General features: G+C 37.4%; 1 protein-coding gene. It reads right to left on the reverse strand.

Annotated elements, in window-relative coordinates; all coding sequences use genetic code 11:
• The coding region (locus UGRO018_RS17890; protein WP_416327868.1) for a tyrosine-protein kinase family protein at nucleotides 1-265 on the reverse strand (265 nt) is incomplete at both ends.

Raw genomic sequence — 265 nt, forward strand, 5'->3', positions numbered from 1 at the left:
GTAATAGTTGTAGTAATGTTTTGCACTTGCTTCAGTCATTGTCATAACACTTCCTAATACATTACATCCATTTCTTTGTAGCTCTGTTAAAGCTGTTTTCGCTTCGTTCTTATCTGTATCTTTTGCTGAAATAACGAATACCGTTCCATCACAGTTATGTGATACAGGTATTGCATCTGCGACTGCACTGATCGGTGGACAATCTACGACGATGAAATCGAATCTTGTTCTCAACTGTTCCATCAATCTTTTGAACTTTTCACTG

Origin of the sequence: Hoskinsella mucinilytica (assembly GCF_045223415.1) — a bacterium.
GTDB lineage: Bacteria > Bacillota_I > Bacilli_A > Erysipelotrichales > Erysipelotrichaceae > Hoskinsella > Hoskinsella mucinilytica.